Source organism: Bacillus sp. ABA4_010 (assembly GCF_056159105.1).
The window spans coordinates 202,892-222,935 of sequence record NZ_JBSWUN010000003.1 but is presented as its reverse complement, the minus strand read 5'-3'; the positions used below and the strand labels follow the sequence as shown (position 1 = coordinate 222,935).

The window sequence follows — 20,044 nt, the reverse complement described above, 5'->3', positions numbered from 1 at the left end:
CCTCCTTATAGTACTGCTTCTTTTTCTAATTTCCGCACATCAACAAAATGTCCGTGCAAAGCAGCTGCAGCCGCCATAGAAGGGCTGACTAGATGCGTGCGAGCACCCTTTCCTTGACGCCCCTCAAAATTTCGATTCGATGTAGAAGCACAATGCTCTCCTTCCGGCACTAAATCTGAATTCATCCCAAGGCACATACTGCAGCCGGAATCCCGCCACTCAAAACCTGCTTCAACAAAAATGTCCGCCAATCCTTCTTCTTCTGCCAGGCGCTTAATTTTTTGTGACCCTGGTACAACAATGGCAGTCACACCCGATGCTACCTTTTTGCCTTTTACGACTTCTGCAGCCTCTCTTAAATCAGATAGACGGGAGTTTGTACAGGAGCCAATGAACACATGTTGAATGGCAATCGAGCTAATTGGCATTCCTGGTTCCAGTCCCATGTACTTCATTGCACTTTGACCCATTTTACGGTCTACTTCTGTAGCAAAGCTCTCAAGAGTTGGCACATTGCCTGTTACGTAGCTGCTCATAGCTGGGTTGGTTCCCCATGTGACAACAGGTTCTAATTCAGAAGCATCAATTTCAAGAGTTTGATCATACTCCGCTCCTTCATCCGTCGCCAATGCACGCCATTTCTCCACGGCAGCATCAAACGCTTCTCCCTTCGGTGCGAATGTTCTCCCTTTCAAATAGGCAAACGTTGTTTCATCTGGACTAATTAATCCCGCCTTCGCTCCTGCTTCAATTGACATATTACATATGGTCATCCGTTCTTCCATGGATAAGTCACGGATGCCTTCACCTGTAAATTCAATAATGTAACCTGTTCCAAAGTGAATGCCGTATTTTTGAATAATAGCCAAAATAATATCCTTGGCAGTGACACCTTTTGACTTTTTCCCTTTCACATGAACTTGTAACGTTTTCGGGCGGCTTTGCCATAATGTTTGCGTAGCTAGTACATGTTCAACCTCACTTGTGCCAATACCAAACGCGAGAGCCCCAAAAGCTCCATGTGTTGAGGTATGACTATCTCCGCATACAATCGTTTTCCCTGGCTGCGTTAAGCCAAGCTCAGGGCCAATGACGTGAACAATTCCATTCTCTTCGTTTTCTAAATCTAGCAATTCGACTCCAAACTCTCGGCAGTTTTCTGCTAACGTGTCAATTTGTTTTTTGGCGATAGCATCTTCAATTACAAAGCGATTCACGGTCGGGACATTATGGTCCATCGTCGCAAACGTCAAATCGGGTCTTCTTACTTTTCGTCCGGCTGTACGAAGCCCTTCAAATGCTTGTGGCGATGTCACTTCATGCACAAGATGAAGGTCGATATATAATAAATCCGGTTTTCCCTCTTCTTGGTGAACAACATGCTGTTCCCATACTTTTTCAATAATATTTTTTGGTCTCATCTCTACAACAGCTCCCTTCTTTCAATTTAAAACACACTACCAATCTATTTCTGCAACTTCCACACCCTGTGAAAGGACATCGCCCTCAATCTCACCTGACGGAAAGATAAAGGGCGACATGTTTATCACTATACAATTGGCTATCATCACGTATAACAAGTCATGATTTTTGAAATAGCCGAATCATCCACAATAGCATCAATAACCTCTTCGACCATTTGACTAGTCGAAAGGACACGCTGACCGTCAACCGCTAAATCTGCTGTTCGGTATCCAGCACTTAATACTTGACCGACTGCTTGCTCAATAACTCTCGCCTCTTCCTCCATTTGGAAAGAGTGGCGAAGAAGCATCGCGGCTGAAAGAATGGCTGCAATCGGATTCGCTTTATTTTGACCTTCAATATCAGGAGCTGACCCGTGAATTGGCTCATAGACGGAAGGACCTGTTGTCGACAAGCTAGCTGAAGGAAGCATCCCAAGCGATCCTGTCAACATTGAAGCTTCATCACTTAAAATGTCGCCAAACATATTTTCTGTCACGATAACATCAAAACGCTTCGGATGTCTGATTAAATGCATCGCGGCAGCATCGACAAGCATATGTTCAAGTTCCACATCCGGATATCGCTTTGCCGTTTCTTCTGCGACTTCCCGCCAGAGACGACTTGATTCCAATACATTAGCTTTATCCACAGATGTTACTTTTTTCTTCCGCTTCGACGCAATGTCAAATGCCGATTCCATAATTCGCTCAATTTCGGTACGTTGGTAGACGAGGGTATCGATGGCAATTTCTTCTCCTTGCTCCACTTTTCGCTCTCTTGGCTCCCCGAAATAAATGCCGCCCAATAGTTCACGAACGATAATAAAGTCGACACCTTCGATATATTCCTTTTTCAAAGGAGAAGCATCAAGTAAGCTCGGATAAAACGATACCGGTCGCAAATTTGCATACACATCTAGCGTTTTGCGCATAGCGAGAAGCCCCTTCTCTGGGCGAATCTCAGCAGGAAGCGCATCCCACTTCGGACCTCCTACCGCTCCAAGTAAAACAGCGTCTGCCTGCTGACAGGTTTGAACGGTCGCATTTGGAAATGGATGTCCCGTTTGGTCGATAGCGTCACCACCGATGAGACCATACGTAAACTCAAATTGATGTTCAAAACAGTTCGCAACGGCCTTCAACACATCTACTGCACCTTTTGTCACTTCTTTGCCGACACCGTCACCCGGTAATACTGCGATTGTTTTTTTCATGCTGCCTCTCCTTTCTTCCCAAAAGAAAACGGAAATTAAATAACCTCTTGCTTTTCACGCGATTCGCGAATCAATGTAATTCGATTGATTGCATTCAAATACGCTTTTGCGGATGATTCTAACACATCAAATGCGACACCGCGCCCGCTTGCTTCAATACCATCGCATTCAATTTTCACATATACTTCTGCAAGAGCGTCCGGCCCTTCATTGATCGCTTGGATACGATAGTCTTCTAGTTTCATATCCATATTCAGACATCTGCCAAGCGTATTGTAAATCGCTTCGACACTTCCAGAGCCTGTTGCTGCTTCTTGCAATAGAGTACCGTCATATTTTTTAAGCGTAATAGTCGCTGTCGCAATTTGGTTCATACCATGCTGAACTTGCAATCCTTCCAGCTTATATAACTCATCTCCGCTTACTTGCTTTTGAATAACAAGGGCAAATAAATCGTCATCGGTAATATCTTTTTTCTTATCTGCCAAATCTTTAAACTTTTGAAATAAATTGTTGATTTTTTCATCCGAAAGAGTAAATCCAAGCTCTTCTAAACGATTACGGAATGCATGTCTGCCTGAATGTTTACCAAGCACCATTGTTTTTGGCTTCACCCCGACAAGTTCCGGTGAAATAATTTCATACGTTGTTGGTTCTTTTAACACACCATCTTGGTGAATCCCTGATTCATGTGCAAAAGCATTTCGGCCAATAACTGCCTTATTAGGCGCGATAACCATCCCTGTTAATTTGCTGATTAGATCGCTCGTACGTTTAATTTCATTTAAACGCATATTCACTTCAGCCTGATAGAAATCTTTACGTGTATAAAGCGCAACTGCCACTTCTTCTAACGCGGCATTTCCAGCACGCTCGCCAATGCCATTGATGGTTCCTTCAATTTGCGTCGCTCCCGCCTGTACTGCGGCAAGAGAATTGACGACCGCCATTCCTAAATCATCATGACAATGAGCGGATAAATCTACTTTATGAATGTTTGGCACATGTTCTTTTAAATATTTAAAAACATTTCCATATTCCTCTGGTGTAATGTAACCAACCGTATCTGGAATGTTAATGACTTTTGCTCCGGCATCAATGACAGCCGTCACGATTTTAGCCAAAAATGGTAAATCGCTTCGACACGCATCTTCTGCTGACCATTGTACAATTGGAAAACGTTTCGATGCATACTTCACCATTTCCACCGCTGTTTCAAGCACTTGATCTGGTGTTTTCTGTAATTTATGCACCATATGAATAGGTGATGTGGCGATAAAGACATGCAGTCTCGGCTCAGCACTTTCCTTTAACGCTTCCCATGCTGTATCAATATCAGATGTCACGGAACGGGCTAAGCCCGTTACCGATGAATCTTTAACAATAGAAGCAATTTGTTTAACTGACTCAAAGTCTCCTTTTGAAGCAGCTGGAAAGCCCGCTTCAATAATATCGATATTCAGGCGTTCCAGCTGTTTCGCGATTTCGATTTTCTCTTGTAAATTCAGATTGACTCCTGGAGATTGTTCACCGTCTCGAAGTGTCGTATCAAAGAATTTAATTTTTTGCACTCGCGACCACCGCTTCTTTCTGTTCTTTTTTAACGAATGGCATCATTGCACGAAGTTTTTCGCCCACTTCTTCAATTAAATGCTCGTTTTCTTGACGGTTAATAGCCGTAAATTCTGGACGATTCGCTTGGTTTTCTAAAATCCATCCTTTAGCGAACTTACCTTGTTGGATTTCTTCTAACACTTTCTTCATTTCCGCCTTCGTGTCTTCCGTTACGATACGCGGTCCTGTTACGAAGTCACCCCATTGCGCTGTATCAGAGATCGAGTAGCGCATTCCTTTTAATCCACCTTCATACATAAGGTCAACGATAAGTTTTAACTCATGTAAACACTCAAAATAGGCCATTTCCGGTTGGTAACCCGCTTCTACTAATGTTTCAAAACCAGCTTTTACAAGTGCTGTTAACCCGCCGCAAAGTACCGCTTGCTCACCGAACAAATCTGTTTCCGTTTCTTCTTTGAAAGTTGTTTCGATAACACCTGCTCTTGCTGAACCAATTCCTTTCGCATATGCTAATGCGATATCTTTCGCTTCACCTGTCACATCTTGATAAATAGCGATTAAGCCCGGTACGCCTGCACCTTCTGTATATGTTCTTCTTACAAGATGACCAGGACCTTTTGGCGCTACTAAAAATACGTCAACGAAGGAAGGTGGTACGATTTGGTTAAAGTGAACGCTAAATCCGTGAGCGAATACAAGTGATTTTCCAGGTTTTAAAGCTGGCTCAATTTCTTCTTTGTACACTTGAGGCTGACGCTCATCTGGAAGTAATACCATGATTAAGTCTGCTTGCTCCGCTGCTTCACTAACAGGTAATACTGTGAAACCGTCTTTTTCTGCTTGCTCCCAAGACTTCCCTTGTCTTAATCCAATCACAACGTCTACTCCACTTTCACGCAAGTTTTGTGCGTGTGCATGTCCTTGTGAACCATACCCTACGATTGCTACTTTCTTACCTGCTAATAATTGCTCGTTTGCATCTCCGTTATAATAAACTTTTACCATGATTAATCTCTCCCTTTTTTCTTTTTAATTTGATTATTCTGTATATTTTAGTTGATAATCAGCTAGATTCATAAAATAGAAGATGTTTTTTGTTGAACGGCTTGCTTTTGGGTTCCCCTCGGAAAAGCAATTGTGCCTGTTCGCATTACTTCTTTCAGCCCATATGGCCGCAGAAGGTCAAGCATTGCCTCAATCTTGGATGATTCTCCCGTCACTTGAATAATAACGCTATCTCGGCTTACATCGATGATTGTGGCTCGGAACGGTTCAATGAGCGCATACAGTTCATTTCGTGCAGCCGGGGCTGAAGCTACTTTAATAAGCGCTAGCTCTCTCGCAACCGTTGCTTGATCTGTAATGTCCTGTACCTTCAAAACATCGATTTGCTTATTCAATTGCTTAATAACTTGTTCTGCCGACTTTTCATCTTCAACGTTAGCAACAAAAGTCATGCGTGAAACACCTTCTGTTTCGGTATGCCCTACCGAGATGCTTTCAATATTGTAATCTCGTTTTGTAAATAGGCCGGTAATACGGTTTAAAACCCCTGCCCTGTTATGAACAGTCGCTGTAATGATTCGCTTCACGGTTTCACCCCCACCATTTCATGCAACCCTTTTCCAGGTGCGATCATCGGATACACATTTTCCGTCGGTGCCACATAGAAGTTCATTAACACAGGCTCTCTCGTTGCAAAAGCCTCTTTTAATACTTCATGTGCCTCTTTCTCATTCGCTGCCTGTAATCCTTTAATTCCATAAGCTTCTGCAAGCTTCAACCAATCCGGCTGATTCGGGATTAACGAGTGCGAATAACGCTCTTCATAGAAAATTTCCTGCCATTGACGAACCATTCCTAATGATTGGTTGTTAATGATGGCTACTTTCACCGGTAAATCAAGCTCTTTTAAAACCGAAAGCTCTTGAAGGGTCATTTGAAAGCCTGCATCTCCGACAATGGCGACGACTGTCGCTTCACGATCTGCCAGCTGTGCGCCAATCGCAGCAGGAAAACCAAATCCCATCGTACCTAATCCACCCGATGTAACCCATTTATTCGGCTCTTCAAATTTGTAATACTGAGCTGTCCACATTTGATGCTGTCCAACATCTGTTGTCACAATAGCTTCGCCGTTTGTATATTGATGAAGTAGCTCAATAACTTTTTGCGGTTTTAACAATTCACTGGCACCTTCATACCAAAGTGGGTACTCTTGCTGTCTATCTTTCAGCAGCTTATGCCATTCTTCAAAGTCACCTTGACTGCTTTCCTGAAGAAGCAACTGTGTTAAAACTTCTTTTGCATCCCCTACAATTGGAATTTGCGTCGGTACATTTTTTCCAATTTCAGCTGGATCGATATCAATGTGAGCTACTGTCGCATTTGGTGCAAAATGTTGTAAATTCCCCGTTACCCGATCATCAAAGCGCGCTCCGATACTGATGAGCAAATCGCACTCATACAAAGCCATGTTTGCTGTATAAGTTCCATGCATTCCCGCCATTCCTAAATGAAGAGGGTGGTCAGCTGGAAAGCCTCCTAAACCAAGAAGCGTGCTGGCAACTGGAAGGTTCTCACGTTCTACATACTGTTTAAACACATCAGATGCGCCTGCATGTAGAATACCCGCTCCTGCTAAAATAGCAGGCTTTTTAGCTTTCTTCACAGCGTCTGCTAATTTTTTCACTTGTAGCACATTCGGATTATACGTCGGCTGGTAACCTGGGAGGTCTACTTCTTGATCGTAGTAAAATTCCCCTTCACCTGCTGCCATGTCTTTCGGTACATCAATTAATACCGGACCTGGTCTTCCTGTTGTAGCGATATGAAATGCTTCTTTAATGACTTTCGGTAAATCTTCCACACGGCGTACTTGATAGCTATGCTTTGTAATCGGCATTGTAATTCCTAACACATCTGCTTCCTGAAAAGCATCTGACCCAATTACACTAGAAGCGACTTGACCTGTAAATACGACTAACGGAAGAGAGTCAATCATGGCATCTGCCAAACCTGTTACGATATTCGTTGCTCCCGGCCCGCTTGTCGCAATGACAACGCCAGGCTTTCCGGATACTCTAGCATACCCCTCTGCAGCATGAATGCCTCCTTGCTCATGGCGTGTTAATACATGGAACAATCCTGAATTGTAAAGCTTGTCATAGATGGGAAGAACGGCTCCGCCCGGATAACCGAAGATGACATCTACATTCTCCCTCTTCAATGCCTCAATCATCATTTCTGCCCCAGTCATTTTCACTTTCGCACTTACAGGTTCTTTCGTTTGCATATTGGCTCCCACTTTCCTCATCCTTTCTTTCGCCTTATTTTTTCAAACAAAAAAAGTCTCCCCACCCCCTATAATAGACCTCTCTTGCTTTTGCGTAGGTCGAAGGGGTGAAAAGACTTTGCTCTCCACGGTACCACCCTTGTTCACAGCCATGATGGCTGTCTCGGGAATGCAATCAGTTGATTGCACTCATTTTGATAACGGGTGCGGTTTATCGTTGCACACCCGTCCAGTCTTACTCTGAATAATTTCAGACTGGCACTCCGAGGTGAGTTCGTCCTAAGGAGGTAACACCGGCTTCCAGCAACCCGGCTCTCTGTTGATACCTGCTCCCTTAAGATTACTTAATCCTCTTCTTCGCTTTGTTTTATCTTCATTGACAGAATGAACGGTATAATCGTTTTTCTCTGCCATCACATTCAATCATCAAATGGTTGACTGTAAAAGATTAAATTCATTGTCTTTTACGTCTGTTCCAAATTTTTAGAAAACTTATATTTGAGGACTATCTTACTCTCATTTTCCGACTTCGTCAACACCTTTTCTTAAATTTTTAGACTATTTAGACTAGAACTTATTTTTGTATCCGTTTACAATGTTGCTATAATAATCTTTTCGCTTCTAAAAATTTTTATTACTTCTTTTCAAGTCTTGAAAATGAAATCTCGTATCTTTAAAAAGATTTTTTGTATCGTCTATAGATTCTACGATTGACAAAAAATCATGCACTCGATTGCACAAGTTGCTGCATCCTCATAAAAGACTGCGCCAAAACTGTTCTATATTGGCCTTATCTAAACAAAAAACCTGTTATGATGTTTAAAACATCATAACAGGTTTGTATACTATGTATAAATGGCGTCCCGGGAGGGATTCGAACCCCCGACCGACGGCTTAGCTTACCACTATGACTTTCGGCACCAGCATGGAGATGCTGTTTGTGGTCTGGACTATATCTTCACCATTTCAGGTGCGACACGTGTAGTCTCTACGGAACCTCACGATAATCATCTGCAAATTTAACATTTTGCAACTGATTATTCTTTGGCATTTCTACCCTCAAGTTTATCAACCTGAGCCTTTAAAACACCTAAATCTCCTTTTGATTTTGTGTGATGATATATTATATCACCTCATATATCAGAAGATCGTAAGTTTCCTCGGTATTACCATCAGCATAATCTGTTAAGGCTTCACCGATATAGTGTCGTCCACTCTATAAGTTATTGTTTCCTTATAGAGGCTCCTATTTTGAAGGCCGTTGCTCTATCCTGCTGAGCTACCGGGACATTGATTAACTTAAGAACAATACTTATTGTAAGACACTCTGCATACAAAGTCAACATTTTTTATTATTTTTATCTAACTTTTTTTCCCTAAACAACTAAACAAGCTTTTCCTGTATAAAAATCGATTATCATTTATATTAGATGAACGGGCTGCTAAAAAGCAACCCGCTGCTTTTTTATTCAGAAAAAGTAAAATGAGCGGTCATCTCTTCGATTGGAGAACCATGTACATCGTAAAATTGCACCGTCATTTCTCCACCTTCTATCGACATGATAACATACGTTTTTTCTTTACGCATACGCGGCATTGCAATGCTCCCAGGATTAATCATCAACACACCATCGATTATTTCCGCACCTGCCACATGAGAATGTCCGAAGCACACGATGTTAGCCCCTATTTCCCTTGCTTTATAATGCAAGTTCATAAGCGACATCTTTACATTATGAAGATGTCCGTGGGTGACGTAAAACGTATATCCGCCTATACTTTCCATTCTTTCATTCACATATTCGCGGTCATAATCACAATTTCCTTTTACTGCGTAAAAACTTTGCATTTCCGTACTATCAGCTGGAAGCTCCGAATCACCACAATGAATCATTGCTTCGACTTCATGCTCGTGCCGTGCTTTAATTTCTTTTAGTTCTTGCTTTAACCCGTGACTGTCGCTAACAATTAGCACTTTCATGTCAAAGAACCTCCTTACCTATAACTCAGAATACCCGAATAAACACGGCCATTAGCACCACTTTAAATCGCTACTAGCCGTATCCTGCGGTGACTCTTTATGCATACAGCTTTTCAATAATCGGGCTAAGCTTCTTTAACGCATCCGCTCTATGGCTAATTTTATTTTTTTCTTCCTTTTCCAGCTGCGCCATTGTTTTTTGAAGAGCAGGAACATAAAAAATCGGGTCGTATCCGAAACCCTTGTCCCCTTGTTTTTCTTCGGTAATCATTCCTGTGCATCGACCTTCCACGACGATCGTGTCTTGGCCTGGGATAGCAACGGCAAGCGTACAATGGAAATGGGCCGTTCGCTCAGGCAGCGGCACGCCTTTCATCTTTTCCAATACCTTTGTCATATTAGCTTCATCATCTTTTTCATTTCCTGCATAACGAGCTGAATAGACACCAGGTTCTCCGTTCAAAGCATCAATACACAACCCGGAGTCATCTGCAATGACCATTGTATTAAGCTGGCGGCAAATCTCTTCTGCTTTAAGCTTGGCATTTTCACGAAAAGTCGTGCCCGTCTCTTCTACGTCCGGCGCTTCTGGGAAATCAAGCAATGTTTGGACCTTCACGCCTTTAGCAGAGAAAAGGGCCTCAAACTCTTTTGCCTTGCCTTTATTTTTCGTTGCGATAATGACTTCCTTAAACATGTTGGTCGCCTCCACTGCCAATCCCTTCAGCCGCTTCACCAAGAGCTTCTTTTTGGATTTCCATTAACTCCATAATTCCGCCTTCTCCTAAGTCAAGCATGCGGTTCAGCTGCTGACGAGAAAAAGTCGCTTCTTCTCCCGTTCCTTGAAGCTCAACAAATCGGCCATCACCTGTCATTACGATGTTCATATCTACTTCAGCGGCTGAGTCCTCAATATAGTTTAAATCGAGAATCTCTCCCATGCCTTCTACCATGCCGACAGACGTAGCGGCAAGATAATCGGTAATTGGAAGCTCCGTTAACTTTTTATTAAGTACCATTTTATGAAGAGCTAATGTCATCGCTACAAACGCTCCTGTAATTGAAGCCGTTCTTGTGCCTCCATCTGCCTGAATCACATCACAATCAATCCATACCGTTCGTTCTCCAAGCTTTTCCAAATTAACAACCGATCGCAACGCTCTCCCAATTAAACGCTGAATTTCCATCGTGCGACCTGATACTTTCCCTTTAGCCGCTTCCCGTATATTTCTTTGCTCAGTCGCGCGAGGCAACATGGAATATTCCGCAGCAACCCAACCTTTTCCTTTTCCTCTCATAAAAGGGGGAACGCGTTCTTCAATACTTGCTGTACAAATTACTTTCGTCTCTCCAACCGTAATTAATACAGACCCTTCCGGATGTTTTAAATACCCTGTTTCAATTGATACAGGACGCAGTTCATTGACCGCTCGACCGTCTGCACGCATATTTTCATTCTCCTTTGTCCACATCATTCATTATGTATAATTCTCTCTTTTGTCATAGAAACCTTTCATACAAAAGAGGAAAGAGGCCGCCTAAAAAGCGGACCTCTTAAAAAATTGTCGTTTATAGTATATCAAATATAGAGCCGTTAACAAACTGCCAGCCTTCATCAAAAGCTCTCCGTGTTGACATCCACAGGGCGGATCACTGGCTCTGTGAGCTTTGTGCCGTCTTCTTTCAATAATGTATTTTCTCCATTGACTTGAACGGCTACACTCTCTACACCAGGTTGTTCTGTTAATGATAAAACGAGAGATTCGAGTACATGATCGGATATTTTGCTTCCTTCCATATTTCCATAAATCGACTCGTTAAAGTTTAATGTAAGGGTACCATTTTCATATTTCGGATTATTTAGCAACTCGACATCCGCATTAAAATCACTCACTAAGCCCGATTGAATGCTCGGTCCTTCGATCAATTCATTCACCACTGCTGTAAACGGATCCTTCACATCTGTTGAAATACGTTTCGTGACAGGAACATAGTAGGTATGTTCACCGTTTTGAGCCAAATAATACAGAGTGGCTGATTTTGTTTTTGTCATATCAACAGAGTTTCCGCTGTCTAAGTTGATCCCGTCTGCACGGCTCAATCCATCACTAATCGGAGTGTTGTTGACAGGCATGACGTCTTTGTCATATCCGTTAATGCGAATTTTTACCCGCTCCACGTTTTCAAATTGAGTGAGCGTCCACGTAATAGATTGTAAAATCTTCAATTCATCCTCTGCTTTATAATTCGAAAATTCTGGAGAGAAGTCCGCAATAATGGTACCATCTTCTTCTAGCTTAACGCCAAGTACTTTTGTATCAGCTGGAAGAACGGCTCTAAAACCATTTGGCAACATATTGCTAATAGGCCCTCCTTCTATCAGGTGTTCCAATGCCTGCATCGCCACTCCTTCAGTTTTCGGCAGTTGCATCGTTTGCGGTACGACATACCCTTGTTTATCGATTAAATACAACTCGGTTTTGACCGTTTCGACTACGCCATCTTCCTGTTGGGCTTCTGTATTCTCTTTATCCCCTGCCACCTCTAATTGTTTCTCATCTTCTACATAGGAAACATCTTGAGGCGGATCAATTTCTTCGACCACCTTATCTCCCCCAAATAAACCACACCCTGTTAATAACATGGAAGAAGATAACATCGTAGACAACACGATGGTTTTTGCCTTTTTGGACATATTTTTCCCTCCTAAGACAGTTTGTACTACTATGTATACGAGCCGTTTTAGGAATTAGACCGCACGAGATCATTTTTATCCAAAAAGTTCCGTCCAAAACAACCTCTCTTCATTAAAAAAGCGGACTCTCTTTCAACTGAAAGAAAAGTCCGCTCTGTTTAAGAATTAATTGGAACCGATAACGAAAGATGCTGGACATTACGAATGGGATGCCCGAACCATTTTGATGCAATCGTTTGAAAAAGTTCACTCGAACCCGTTGTGAAAAAACGATGCTCGCCTCCCTCTGCCCCGTTATTCAGCAAGTGACTGTACGAAAGAATGGCACTCACTTCAACCGCTGTTTCTTCTCCTGAACTAATGAGTGTCACTTCGTTTCCTATGACGTCTTGAATAATGGGCTTTAAAAGAGGATAATGCGTACACCCTAAAATAAGCGTATCAATGTCGCTGTCACGAAGCGGCTTTAACGTTTCTTCTACGATACGCTTGGCTTCCTCTCCTTCAAAATTTCCGCTTTCCACTAATGGTACAAAAAGTGGACATGCCAAACTGTCAACCTCTACTTCATTATGAAGCTCTTTTAAAGCAAGCGGATAGGCGTTGCTTTTCACTGTGCCATTCGTACCAATGATGCCAATTCGATGATTACTCGTTGCTTTCAACGCTGCACGTGCACCAGGTTCGATTACACCGAGCACCGGAATATCAACCTGACTTTGAATCTCTTCTAGCACAACCGCTGTCGCCGTATTACATGCGATAACGAGCATCTTAATGTTTTGCTTTAATAAGTGGTTAGTCATCTCCCACGTGAATTGCCGCACTTCTTCACTTGGTCTTGGGCCATAAGGACAACGAGCTGTATCCCCTATGTACATAATGCTTTCTTTCGGCAGCTGACGCATAATTTCTTTAGCAACCGTTAGCCCGCCTACCCCTGAGTCAATAACGCCTATTGGTCTATTCAAAAGATCGCCTCATTCTTCTTTCATCTCTCCATACAGTTGATGTAAGCTTTTTTGCAATTGCTCAACATCGTCCTTTGATAAATGTTGTAATACTCCGCTTAAATATTCTTGTCTCTTCCTAATAACCTCTTCAATGAGTCTTTCGCCCTCTTCCAGCAAATGAATGCGGACAACCCTTCGATCTTTCGGGTCTTTCACACGCATCACCAGTTCATTCTTTTCCATTCGATCAACTAAATCCGTTGTCGTACTGCAAGCTAAAAACATTTTACCGGATAATTCTCCAATGGTCATATCGCCATGTTCAAGCAGCCATTGAAGGGCTACAAACTGTGGCGGGGTGATCGTATAATCACTTAAAATTTCCCTGCCCTTTTGTTTCACAATTGCTGCAATATATCGTAATGATTTTTCTAACTCTGCTACTATTTGTTCACTTGGTATTTGAGAATGTTGGTTTGATGACATGCGCATATCCTCTCTTACATTTTTATCGCTCATTAATCGGAATGAAGACTATCTACAATAATGCCGGACTGATATGAAATCTTGTCGTATCCATTCGAGTCTCTATCTATTTTCTCTACTTTCTGCGAAAATTTCAAGCGGCAAATATATATAAATCAATCTAGAAAATTCGACATGACTGTTCTTTGGTCATGTGGAATTTTCTAGACCAAAGCGGATGTCGCCGTTTTAAAAGTTTACGATTGCAAGACCCACACTCATCCTCGTTCAACTGGATTAGCGTCTTCACAGCAAACAACCGGCTTCCTTAAAGCAACAATAAGGACAGCCGGTCATTATTATAGTTCAAGTTCTCCCATACGCAGAAGCTCTACGACCGCTTGAGAACGCCCCTTCACTCCAAGCTTTTGCATTGCATTTGAGATGTGATTTCGAACTGTTTTTTCACTGATGAATAAATCACTTGCGATTTCTTTTGTTGTCTTGTCTTGAACAAGTAGTTCGAAAACCTCTCGTTCTCTTTTCGTAAGTAACGGCTTTGGTTGAAACTCTTTCTCCTTCAATGTAACCCTCCTTGCCTGATTCAGAGTTGAACTATCGGATGGGTGTAAATTTAGTCACCATATCTTATGTAAAAAAACGTGAAGCGGTTACTGTTGTCGCAAAGTTAGGCTCCATTGAAAGAAAAATTTTTTACGCGTACTCAAATAGCAAAACGTTCTTTTATTTCCTCCGTCCAGCTGACCCCTTTTCCGGTTTTCTTTGATATTTGGACAACTGCTCCCCGTCCTGTCAAACAAAGCTGCCCCTCTCCATTTTGCACCATATAATGCAAATCAATGGATGAATTCCCAATTTTATTCACTTTGACATACACTTTGAGTTCTTCATCAAAATAGATTTGCCGTATGAAATCACATTGCAAATCAGCAACGACTGGGATGACATCTGAAAGTGGATTTGTCCAGTCCTCCATCAATCCTAGCTGTTGGAAAAAACGAATTCTTGCCATTTCAAAATACACGAGCGACACCGTATTATTTAAATGCCCAAACATATCGGTTTCACAAAAACGGACGGCTGTTTCATAAGACGGTTCACCAAAGGATGACACCCATTCTTCCAAATGTTCAATATATGCAATTTTCTTCATTGTGCTCCCCCTTTTCAACTTTTGTTTGCGTTAACATCCTGATATAAAATAAGCCGCCAAGGAAACCATGAATTCATGGACTTCTCATGACGGCACATGTTGTAAATGAATTTACACTTGATCGCTTCCAAAGAAGCTGCGGAATGCTTGAATCGTTGTATCACGGTTTAAAGCGGCGATAGATGTTGTTAATGGAATACCTTTCGGGCAAGACTCTAAGCAGTTTTGCGAGTTACCACAGTTTGCTAACCCGCCGTCTCCCATAATGGTTTCTAGACGCTCGCCTTTATGCATCGCTCCTGTCGGATGGGCATTGAATAAACGAACTTGGGACAATGGAGCTGGACCAATGAACTCAGATTTGCTGTTAACATTCGGGCAAGACTCTAAGCAGACACCACATGTCATACATTTGGACAATTCATATGCCCATTGACGTTTTTTCTCTGGCATACGCGGCCCTGGTCCAAGGTCATACGTTCCATCAATTGGGACCCATGCTTTCACACGCTTTAACGCATCAAACATACGGCTTCTGTCTACTTGCAAATCACGAACAACCGGGAAGGTTTTCATCGGTTGCAGACGAATAGGCTGTTCTAATTTATCAACAAGCGCGGTACAGGACTGGCGCGGCTTGCCATTAATCACCATAGAACAAGCTCCACACACTTCTTCAAGACAGTTCATATCCCATGTAATTGGAGTTGTTTCGTTTCCTTTTGCATCCACCGGGTTACGTCTAATTTCCATGAGCGCCGAAATGACGTTCATATTCGGACGATAAGGAATTTCGAACTCTTGTTCATATACAGCCGTATCTGGTCCATCTTGACGAGTAATAATAAATTTTACCGTTTTTTGTGCACTCATAGTCGTACTCATAGATTAACGAACCCCCTCTTCCTTCTTCTCCGGCGTCGCTTTCTTTTCTGCTTTTTTCTTCGTATAGTCACGTTTACGAGGCTTGATTAGTGAAACATCTACTTCTTCGTAGTGGAAAGCTGGGGCAACTTTTTCTCCAGCGAAGCTTGCCATCGTTGTCTTTAAGAATTCTTCGTCATTGCGATCTGGGAATTCTGGCTTATAGTGAGCTCCGCGGCTCTCGTTTCGGTTATAAGCTCCTAATGTGACGACGCGTGAAAGCTCGAGCATATTTTTCAATTGTCTTGTAAAGGTAGCCCCTTGGTTGCTCCAGCGCGCTGTATCATTAATATTGATATTATCAAAGCGTTCCATCAGCTCTTGAATTTTTTCATCTGTTTGCAATAACTTATCATTGTAACGAACAACCGTTACGTTATCTGTCATCCACTCTCCAAGCTCTTTATGAAGAACGTATGCATTTTCTTTTCCATCTAAGCTCATAATGCTATTCCATTTTTCTTGTTCCTGCTGAATATAGCTGTCAAACAAGCTGGATGGAAGCGCATCTGCACTCTTTTCTAATCCATTAATATATCGAACAGCATTCGGTCCCGCTACCATTCCGCCGTAAATAGCAGATAATAATGAGTTAGCACCTAAACGGTTCGCTCCGTGCTGAGAGTAATCACATTCACCCGCTGCGAAAAGACCTGGAATGTTTGTCATTTGATCATAGTCAACCCATAATCCGCCCATAGAATAGTGAACGGCAGGGAAAATTTTCATTGGCACTTTACGCGGGTCATCACCCATGAACTTTTCATAAATTTCAATAATTCCACCAAGCTTAATATCTAGCTCTTTCGGATCTTTATGAGAAAGATCTAAGTACACCATATTTTCGCCATTGATTCCCAATTTTTGAGAAACACACACATCGAAAATTTCACGTGTTGCGATATCACGCGGAACAAGATTTCCATAAGCTGGGTATTTTTCCTCTAAGAAATACCAAGGCTTCCCGTCTTTATATGTCCAAACGCGGCCGCCTTCTCCACGAGCAGATTCACTCATTAAGCGAAGCTTGTCGTCTCCCGGGATGGCTGTCGGATGGATTTGGATAAACTCTCCATTTGCATAATATACCCCTTGCTGATAGACGATCGATGCTGCTGAACCTGTATTTATAACCGAGTTCGTTGATTTACCGAAAATGATTCCAGGTCCTCCTGTTGCCATAATGACAGCATCAGCAGGGAATGATTGAATTTCCATCGTCTGTAAGTTTTGGGCAACGATTCCGCGGCAAATTCCTTCGTCATCTTTTATAATCCCCAAAAACTCCCAGCCTTCGTATTTTGTCACAAGCCCCGCTACTTCATGGCGACGAACTTGCTCATCTAATGCATACAATAACTGCTGACCCGTTGTCGCTCCTGCGAATGCAGTACGGTGATGCTGTGTACCTCCAAAGCGTCGGAAGTCCAATAGGCCTTCAGGCGTACGGTTGAACATAACACCCATTCGGTCTAATAAATGGATAATTCCAGGTGCCGCTTCACACATCGCTTTTACTGGTGGCTGGTTCGCTAAAAAGTCTCCGCCGTATACCGTATCATCAAAGTGTTCCCAAGGAGAATCCCCTTCCCCTTTTGTATTGACCGCACCGTTAATACCACCTTGTGCACAAACTGAGTGAGATCGTTTTACCGGAACAAGCGAAAATAAATCAGCCTGTTTTCCTGCCTCTGCAATTTTGATAGTCGCCATTAAGCCTGCTAAACCGCCGCCAACAACGATAATTCTCCCTTTACTCATCGTAACCCCACTCCTTTAAGACTGTCAGATTATGCAAACGCTAAAATTGCTCGAACACCGACAAATGCCAATGCTAGGAAGATCCCTAATGTCACATACGTTGAAATTCGTTGAGAACGAGGAGTTACTGTAAGTCCCCAACTTACACCAAACGCCCATAAGCCGTTTGCGAAGTGGAACACAGTGGACACGATTCCCACAATATAGAATGCTAACATGGCAGGATTAGCCACGATGTTAGCCATCATTTCATAATTAACTTCAGCTCCGAAGAACACTTGAATTCTCGTTTCCCACACATGCCAGGCGATGAAAATAAGCGTCACAACCCCTGATACACGCTGAAGCAAGAACATCCAGTTTCGGAAATAACCATAATTGCTTACATTGTTCTTTGCCGTAAATGCAATGTAAAGACCGTAAATTGCATGGAATAATATCGGTAAGAAAATAATGAAAGCTTCTAATGCATAGCGGAAAGGCAAGCTTTCCATAAAGTGTGCGGCTTTGTTAAACGCTTCAGGTCCTTGTGTCGCAAAATGATTCACTACTAAGTGCTGGATAAGGAAGATCCCTACCGGAATGACACCTAACAATGAATGTAGTCTGCGGTTGAAAAACTCCATGTTTGCTGCCATACATTAAACCCCCTTTGATAAATGAACAAATTTAGAAAAATAATAAGACTCCCCATCCATCCTAATAGATTAATAGGTCGATAAAAAATGTAAACCTTTGCATTTTTTATCGAATAAATGTGACAAATTCATTGTACTCCCATCTACTATACCCGTCAAGGAAGCGATGCGTAATTGCTCAACAAAATACAAACAATAAACAATCTTCAAACAACTGTTTTTCTAATATGAATCTTCTATATTTTCCCTTCTGTTATAAGTGAAAAAATAAAATAGACTACTAAACTGACATTGTAAATAACTGGTGTTCTCTTTCTATTTTTCTTCGTGAACGAAACTTCTTCTTCTTTCTAAAAAAAAGGTGAGTCTCTCATTCCCTTCATATATAATAAAGGCTATAGAAAGAGGGGAAGAAATTGAGTAACTTACCAACACAACAGGAAGAAACATTAGAGGAGCAAAATTTTCCTTATTTTGGTTACCATCTAGTTCGAGACGTCTTACTCCCGGATTTGCTTGGCAATGATTTAAATCAAATCTTATATTGGTCCGGCAAGACTTTAGCGCGGAAGTTTCCTTTAGTCCAACACGAAGATATTCTGTCCTTCTTCTTAAAAGCAGGATGGGGCACCCTTTCCATCACAGAAGAAAAGCGCAAAGAGTTAAAGTTCGTTTTATCTGGGGATGTTACGGCACAGAGATTGAAAGAGAATCCGGATGCCTCTTTCCAATTAGAAGCCGGTTTTATTGCCGAACAAATTCAGCTCCAAAAAAATTGCATTGCAGAATCCTATCTTGAACTAAAAAGTAGACAAAATAAAGTTCTCATTACTGTTAAATGGGATAAAAAAGACATCATTGAATAAAGGCTCGCCATTAGCCGGTCTCATGAAAAGGCCCCGTCACTCCTCATTGACGGGGCCTCTCTTATTAGAAAGACAGCTGAACTTGTTATGCTTTTATGCATAATCTCTGTTCATATAACTCAAGTTCCTTCATTAAAGCTGTATGCTCCGCATTAGACAACGGTACTAAAGGAAGACGAACTGATCCCGTGTCTACATTTTTCCATTGTAATGCTGCTTTAACTGGAGTCGGACTTGGCGCAGCGAACAACGCCTTCATTAAAGGAAGAAGTTGCTGATGCATCTTCGCTGCCGCTGCTCCCTGACCGTTTTCGAAGTGATGAATCATTTGCTGCATTTCATTTCCTGCAATATGAGAAGCAACCGAAACAATTCCTCTTCCTCCAATAGCCAGCACCGGAAGCGTTAGCGCATCGTCTCCACTGTACAAAGCAAAGCTTTCATCTGTATTCGCAATAATTTTCGTCATCGCATCAAGGTCACCGCTCGCTTCTTTGACGGCTACAACGTTTGGAAGCTTCGACAGCTTAATGACTGTCTCCGCAGCAAGATTCGTAACAGCACGACCAGGAACGTTATAAAGCATCACTGGCAAGGACGTATTTTCAGCAATTAATTTAAAATGTTGATAAAGCCCTTCTTGGCTTGGTTTATTATAGTAAGGCGTCACTAGCATGATGGCATCCACACCTGTTTTTTCTGCTTCTTTTGTCAGTTCGACGGAAGCAAGTGTGTTGTTGCTGCCTGTACCGGCGATGACTGGAACCCTTCCTGCTGCCACTTCGACCACATGGCGAAATAGCGTTAGCTTTTCTTCTGTTGACAACGTTGGAGATTCACCAGTCGTCCCCCCAACCACTAATGAATCACTGCCATTTTCAATTAAATGATTAACAAGCTCAGTCGTTTGCGCTAAATCCAGCTTTCCCTCTTTGTCAAAAGGTGTGACCATCGCCGTTGACACTTTCCCGAAATTAATCATGCTTCCACTCCTTAATACGTTCATATTTTGAACCCTTCTTTATTTCAAGACT

At 42.2% G+C, this 20,044-nt stretch carries 19 protein-coding genes; 1 reads left to right on the top strand and 18 read right to left on the bottom strand.

Annotated features, from left to right (window positions below; all coding sequences use genetic code 11):
- Positions 1-5: 5 nt before the first annotated feature.
- From leuC to ACXAEO_RS02210, 17 genes are all read right to left on the bottom strand, one after another.
- Positions 6-1,421 (bottom strand): 3-isopropylmalate dehydratase large subunit, encoded by a 1,416-nt coding sequence (leuC, locus tag ACXAEO_RS02290; protein WP_474877478.1) that lies wholly within the window; start codon positions 1,419-1,421, stop codon positions 6-8.
- 146 nt (positions 1,422-1,567) lie between these two features.
- Entirely contained in the window at positions 1,568-2,680 is a 1,113-nt protein-coding gene (leuB, locus tag ACXAEO_RS02285; protein ID WP_474877476.1) for a 3-isopropylmalate dehydrogenase, read from the bottom strand.
- Positions 2,681-2,715: 35 nt separating this feature from the next.
- Complete coding sequence (locus ACXAEO_RS02280) at positions 2,716-4,251, bottom strand: 2-isopropylmalate synthase (protein WP_474877472.1); 1,536 nt, start codon at positions 4,249-4,251, stop codon at positions 2,716-2,718.
- Positions 4,238-5,263: a ketol-acid reductoisomerase gene (gene ilvC, locus ACXAEO_RS02275; RefSeq protein ID WP_474877470.1), complete on the bottom strand. Its 1,026-nt coding sequence runs from the start codon at positions 5,261-5,263 to the stop codon at positions 4,238-4,240. Before ilvC ends, ACXAEO_RS02280 begins: the two co-directional genes overlap by 14 nt.
- A gap of 68 nt (positions 5,264-5,331) precedes the next feature.
- Positions 5,332-5,850 carry an acetolactate synthase small subunit gene (gene ilvN / locus ACXAEO_RS02270; RefSeq protein ID WP_474877468.1) on the bottom strand — a complete coding sequence of 173 codons (519 nt, stop codon included), beginning with the start codon at positions 5,848-5,850 and terminating at the stop codon, positions 5,332-5,334.
- Complete coding sequence (gene ilvB, locus ACXAEO_RS02265; RefSeq protein WP_474883917.1) at positions 5,847-7,565, bottom strand: acetolactate synthase large subunit; 1,719 nt, start codon at positions 7,563-7,565, stop codon at positions 5,847-5,849. Before ilvB ends, ilvN begins: the two co-directional genes overlap by 4 nt.
- Before the next feature lie 1,453 nt (positions 7,566-9,018).
- Complete coding sequence (locus tag ACXAEO_RS02260; protein WP_474877465.1) at positions 9,019-9,534, bottom strand: metallophosphoesterase family protein; 516 nt, start codon at positions 9,532-9,534, stop codon at positions 9,019-9,021.
- A 97-nt stretch (positions 9,535-9,631) separates the two neighbouring features.
- A complete protein-coding gene (locus ACXAEO_RS02255) occupies positions 9,632-10,231 on the bottom strand; it encodes an XTP/dITP diphosphatase (RefSeq protein WP_474877463.1) in 600 nt (199 codons plus the stop codon).
- Positions 10,224-10,982: a ribonuclease PH gene (gene rph, locus ACXAEO_RS02250; RefSeq protein WP_474877461.1), complete on the bottom strand. Its 759-nt coding sequence runs from the start codon at positions 10,980-10,982 to the stop codon at positions 10,224-10,226. The genes ACXAEO_RS02255 and rph overlap by 8 nt, the downstream gene beginning before the upstream one ends.
- A 167-nt stretch (positions 10,983-11,149) precedes the next feature.
- The gene (locus tag ACXAEO_RS02245) at positions 11,150-12,229 is read right to left on the bottom strand and encodes a GerMN domain-containing protein (protein WP_474877459.1); all 1,080 of its coding nucleotides are present in this window, start codon (positions 12,227-12,229) and stop codon (positions 11,150-11,152) included.
- A 158-nt stretch (positions 12,230-12,387) separates the two neighbouring features.
- The gene (gene racE / locus ACXAEO_RS02240) at positions 12,388-13,200 is read right to left on the bottom strand and encodes a glutamate racemase (RefSeq protein WP_474877457.1); all 813 of its coding nucleotides are present in this window, start codon (positions 13,198-13,200) and stop codon (positions 12,388-12,390) included.
- 9 nt (positions 13,201-13,209) lie between these two features.
- A complete protein-coding gene (locus ACXAEO_RS02235; protein WP_474877455.1) occupies positions 13,210-13,668 on the bottom strand; it encodes a MarR family winged helix-turn-helix transcriptional regulator in 459 nt (152 codons plus the stop codon).
- Positions 13,669-14,006: 338 nt separating this feature from the next.
- A complete protein-coding gene (gerE, locus tag ACXAEO_RS02230; RefSeq protein WP_078545247.1) occupies positions 14,007-14,231 on the bottom strand; it encodes a spore germination transcription factor GerE in 225 nt (74 codons plus the stop codon).
- A gap of 140 nt (positions 14,232-14,371) precedes the next feature.
- Positions 14,372-14,821, bottom strand: a complete 450-nt coding sequence (locus ACXAEO_RS02225; protein ID WP_474877453.1) for an acyl-CoA thioesterase — start codon at positions 14,819-14,821, stop codon at positions 14,372-14,374.
- A gap of 111 nt (positions 14,822-14,932) precedes the next feature.
- On the bottom strand, positions 14,933-15,694 hold the full coding sequence (gene sdhB, locus ACXAEO_RS02220) for a succinate dehydrogenase iron-sulfur subunit (protein WP_474883915.1): 762 nt from the start codon (positions 15,692-15,694) through the stop codon (positions 14,933-14,935).
- 15 nt (positions 15,695-15,709) lie between these two features.
- A complete protein-coding gene (sdhA, locus tag ACXAEO_RS02215; protein WP_474877448.1) occupies positions 15,710-17,506 on the bottom strand; it encodes a succinate dehydrogenase flavoprotein subunit in 1,797 nt (598 codons plus the stop codon).
- A gap of 29 nt (positions 17,507-17,535) precedes the next feature.
- A complete protein-coding gene (locus ACXAEO_RS02210) occupies positions 17,536-18,144 on the bottom strand; it encodes a succinate dehydrogenase cytochrome b558 subunit (protein ID WP_474877446.1) in 609 nt (202 codons plus the stop codon).
- Between the two features lie 416 nt (positions 18,145-18,560).
- On the opposite strand from ACXAEO_RS02210, the gene ACXAEO_RS02205 reads away from it, so the two are divergent.
- Positions 18,561-19,010 carry a YslB family protein gene (locus tag ACXAEO_RS02205; RefSeq protein ID WP_474877443.1) on the top strand — a complete coding sequence of 150 codons (450 nt, stop codon included), beginning with the start codon at positions 18,561-18,563 and terminating at the stop codon, positions 19,008-19,010.
- 85 nt (positions 19,011-19,095) lie between these two features.
- Here ACXAEO_RS02205 and dapA read toward each other — a convergent pair whose 3' ends face one another.
- Positions 19,096-19,992, bottom strand: coding sequence for a 4-hydroxy-tetrahydrodipicolinate synthase (gene dapA, locus ACXAEO_RS02200; protein WP_474877441.1), 897 nt, complete (start codon positions 19,990-19,992; stop codon positions 19,096-19,098).
- Between the last annotated feature and the right edge of the window lie 52 nt (positions 19,993-20,044).

Bases quoted from the DNA above. Each gene is read 5' to 3' on its own strand.
- leuC (WP_474877478.1), bottom strand. From the start codon at position 1,421: ATGAGACCAAAAAATATTATTGAAAAAGTATGGGAACAGCATGTTGTT.
- leuB (WP_474877476.1), bottom strand. From the start codon at position 2,680: ATGAAAAAAACAATCGCAGTATTACCGGGTGACGGTGTCGGCAAAGAA.
- ilvC (WP_474877470.1), bottom strand. From the start codon at position 5,263: ATGGTAAAAGTTTATTATAACGGAGATGCAAACGAGCAATTATTAGCA.
- ACXAEO_RS02260 (WP_474877465.1), bottom strand. From the start codon at position 9,534: ATGAAAGTGCTAATTGTTAGCGACAGTCACGGGTTAAAGCAAGAACTA.
- ACXAEO_RS02255 (WP_474877463.1), bottom strand. From the start codon at position 10,231: ATGTTTAAGGAAGTCATTATCGCAACGAAAAATAAAGGCAAGGCAAAA.
- rph (WP_474877461.1), bottom strand. From the start codon at position 10,982: ATGCGTGCAGACGGTCGAGCGGTCAATGAACTGCGTCCTGTATCAATT.
- ACXAEO_RS02245 (WP_474877459.1), bottom strand. From the start codon at position 12,229: ATGTCCAAAAAGGCAAAAACCATCGTGTTGTCTACGATGTTATCTTCT.
- ACXAEO_RS02235 (WP_474877455.1), bottom strand. From the start codon at position 13,668: ATGTCATCAAACCAACATTCTCAAATACCAAGTGAACAAATAGTAGCA.
- ACXAEO_RS02225 (WP_474877453.1), bottom strand. From the start codon at position 14,821: ATGAAGAAAATTGCATATATTGAACATTTGGAAGAATGGGTGTCATCC.
- sdhB (WP_474883915.1), bottom strand. From the start codon at position 15,694: ATGAGTGCACAAAAAACGGTAAAATTTATTATTACTCGTCAAGATGGA.
- sdhA (WP_474877448.1), bottom strand. From the start codon at position 17,506: ATGAGTAAAGGGAGAATTATCGTTGTTGGCGGCGGTTTAGCAGGCTTA.
- ACXAEO_RS02210 (WP_474877446.1), bottom strand. From the start codon at position 18,144: ATGGCAGCAAACATGGAGTTTTTCAACCGCAGACTACATTCATTGTTA.
- dapA (WP_474877441.1), bottom strand. From the start codon at position 19,992: ATGATTAATTTCGGGAAAGTGTCAACGGCGATGGTCACACCTTTTGAC.